This window comes from Streptomyces sp. NPDC058457, from assembly GCF_042720695.1.
GTDB lineage: Bacteria > Actinomycetota > Actinomycetes > Streptomycetales > Streptomycetaceae > Streptomyces.
The window spans coordinates 29382-32084 of the sequence record NZ_JBHXLU010000126.1; the positions used below are offsets into that span (position 1 = coordinate 29382).

Annotated in this window: 1 protein-coding gene; it reads right to left on the reverse strand. The window is 68.6% G+C overall.

The features are described from left to right. Window positions 1-31: 31 nt before the first annotated feature. On the reverse strand, window positions 32-2464 hold the full coding sequence (locus tag ACFWPS_RS49670; RefSeq protein WP_383719866.1) for a carbohydrate binding domain-containing protein: 2433 nt from the start codon (window positions 2462-2464) through the stop codon (window positions 32-34). Window positions 2465-2703 lie beyond the last annotated feature (239 nt).

Sequence of the window (2703 nt, forward strand, 5' to 3'; positions counted from 1 at the left end):
GATCCGGCCCGCCCGCTCGTCGCCGCTGCCGTTACGACAGCTTGATCAGCGAGTAGTCGTCGCAGTAACCGGCCGCCGAACCGGAGTTCTTGTAGCAGTAGACACCGGCGGAGGTGGTGGAGACGCCCGTGGTGAAGAAGACGGGCTGCTGGGCGTAGGACGTGGTCGAGGTCCGCAGGTACGTCTCCGTACCGCCGAAGCTCTTCACACCCACGGCGACCTCCTCACCGGCGGTGGCCGCCTTGGCCCAGCCGACCAGCAGATAGGTGCCGCCGGCGGTGAGGCCGCTCACCGTCTGGATGGCGCCGCTGGCACTGACCCCGGTCTGGAGCGCGTAGGTGCCGGAGCGGGCGTTGGAGGCGACCACACTGGACGCCGTACCCGTCGACTGGGCCCAGGGGGTCAGGGCGCCGGTCTCGTAACCGGGGTTGGTGACGGCGTTGGTGGCGGAGGACAGGGGCTCCACCGCGAGGTCGTCGCAGTAGCCCGCGCCGCTGCCGCCGGCGTTCTTCCAGCAGTAGACGGTGGCCGTGGTGCTCGACGACCCGGTGGTGAACAGCACCGCGGCCTGGCTGTAGGACGTGGTGGCGATGTTGGTGTACGTCTCGGTCCCGCCGAAGTTCTTCACACCGATCGCGAGGGTCTCGCCCGCGGTGGCGACCTTGGCCCAGCCGGTCAGCAGATAGGTGGTGCTCGGGCTGAGGCCGGTCAGGGCCTGGTTGGCGCCGCTGCTGCTCGCGGTGGTGGTGAGCGCGTAGCTTCCGGTGCGGGCGTTGGCCGCGGTCACGGTCGAGGAGTTGCCGCTGGCCTGCGTCCAGGGGCTCAACGCACCTGTCTCGAAGCCCGCGTTGGAGAGCAGGTTGCCGCCGGTGCCGTTGTACGCGCCGATGTTGGGGGCGGCCGTCGCGGAGACGGCGTTGCCGAAGGCGTCGTAGCCGCCGTTGGAGCTGATCACCGTGCCGGCCCGGATCACCGGGGAGGACGCGTGCACCTGGTAGGCGTTCTTGCCGGTGTACGAGGACGAGGTGTTGGCGTTGCCCGGGTTGCGGAACTCGGGGTCGGCGGTCACCTTCGCGGCGTCGGCGGGCTCGCGGGACGGGTGGTTGCCGTAGAAGAGGTTGTTGGAGTAGGTCGAGGTGCCGGTGGTGGTGAAGTAGTTGCCGGTGCCGTAGTTGAAGACGGCGTTGTTCTGGAAGGACAGGGCGCCGCTGATGGACGTGCCGGAGCGGGAGTACAGGATCGGGGTGCTCAGGCCGTCCCGGACGGAGAAGGTGTTGTTGTAGAAGAGCGGGACGGCGGAGGAACTGCCGCTCTGGTTGGGGACTCCGCCGACGAAGTGCAGGACTCCGGCGCCGTGGGTCTGGGTGCCGGAGGTCGGGCAGCCGGAGTTGCTGCCGTCGTTCTCGCTGATGTTGTAGCGGACCACCGTGCCGTCGCTGGGCACCGTCGAGGTGGGCTCGTTGGCGATGGTGAAGGGCGGCATCACCAGCAGGAAGCCGCCGAGGTTCTGGTGGCTGTAGTTGTACTGGAACGTGGTGTTGTGGTTGCCCCAGTCCACGTCGAAGCCGGTGCCGTCGGCGCCGTTGACGTGGCAGTAGACCTCGTTGTTCTGGACGACGGTGTTGCTGCTGCCGGACATCCAGATACCGGCGGAGGCGCCGTTGCAGTACTGGCCGGACGGCGGGCAGGTGGACTTGGCGCCGCCGTAGCCCGCCTTGTTGCCGTCGATGAGGGCGCCGTCGTTCTTCACGACGAGGATGTCGTCGGCACCGTCGTAGGTCATCGTGTTGTTGCGGATGACCGTGTTCGTGGTCAGGCCGGTGCCCTGGCCGTCCCCGTCCGGGGTGACGGCGACGGCGATCCGGTCCACGTGGTCGAAGGTGTTGTTCTCGACGACGACGTCGTCCCAGGTGGAGACCGGGGTGGTGTGGTCGGTCTGGACGCCGACGCCCGCGTTGGTGGAGTACCAGCCGCCGCCGTAGCCCGCGATGTTGTGGATGTACATGTCGTGCACGCGGATGTGGTGCAGGACGCCGCCGGAGCTGTTCTCGGCGAGGACGCCCGAGCGGTAGGCGGGCGAGGAGGCGTTGTCGATCAGCTCCAGGCCGCCGATGTCCCAGTACTGCTGGTTGAGCAGTTTGACGACCGCGCCGGTGGCGCCGGCGGCGTCGATGACCGGCTTGGCGCCGGAGCCGTAGGAGCTGATCGAGATGTTGCTGCCCGAGGCTCCCGAGCCGCCCGGGGAGAGCTGGCCGGTGCAGGTGGTGCCGGCCTTGAACAGGATGCTGTCGCCTGCGGTGAAGGTGGTGCCGTTGACGCTGCCGACGGCGTTCCAGGGGCTGGACTGGGTGCCGGTGCCGTTGGTGGCGGCCGAGCAGTCGACGTAGTAGGCGGTGCCGGCGGCGTGCGCGGCGGTGGCCGGGACGAGCAGGGCGCCGGCCAGGGTGGCCAGAAGAGTCAGCACGCGGGCTGTTCGACTGGCCGTACTTGAGGTTGATCTGCGACGCTTCATTGCGACGCTCCTTGGTGAGAGTGAGTGTCCTCCGAAAGCCGGGCGGGTCCGTTGCCGCGGACCCGTCCGGAATCTGTGGGGGCATATAAACAGGGGGTGCGGGACCGTTTTCGGCTTCGGGTGCGCCGTGGCTGGTCGCGCAGTTCCCCGCGCCCCCAAGAAGGTGGGCCCACTGGTCCCACCTAAAGGGG